Source organism: Streptococcus suis (genome assembly GCF_002960425.1).
GTDB lineage: Bacteria > Bacillota > Bacilli > Lactobacillales > Streptococcaceae > Streptococcus > Streptococcus suis_S.
The window spans coordinates 1-504 of sequence record NZ_POIZ01000082.1; the positions used below are offsets into that span (position 1 = coordinate 1).

Annotated in this window: 1 pseudogene; it reads left to right on the plus strand. The window is 46.6% G+C overall.

Annotation, left to right across the window (positions count from 1 at the left end):
- Window positions 1–504: pseudogene (locus C1G57_RS11155) on the plus strand (hypothetical protein); the annotation flags it as partial.

Genomic DNA, 504 nt, shown 5'->3' on the forward strand with positions numbered 1-504 from the left:
TGACCCCAGGAACTGACCAAGACGGCAATTCAGGTCAAACGATTACTATCGTTAAGCCAGATGGCAGTCGTGAAACTACCTTTATCCGTGATGGTAAAGACGGTAGAGACGGTGTTGATGGTAAGGATGGTAAGGATGGTAAGGATGGTAAGTCGCCACTTGTAGAACAAATCGAAGTTCGTGAGGGAGACAAGGTTATCGGTACTACCATTATCATCAAAGATGGTGACGGTCAAGAAATTAGTCGTCAAACCATTCTCAACGGTGTCGATGGCAAAGATGGTAAGAGTGCCGAAGTCACAGTGACCCCAGGAACTGACCAAGACGGCAATTCAGGTCAAACGATTACTATCGTTAAGCCAGACGGCAGTCGTGAAACGACCTTTATCCGTGATGGTAAAGACGGTAGAGACGGTGTTGACGGTAAGGATGGCAAGTCGCCACTTGTAGAACAAATCGAAGTTCGTGAGGGAGACAAGGTTATCGGTACTACCATTATCATCA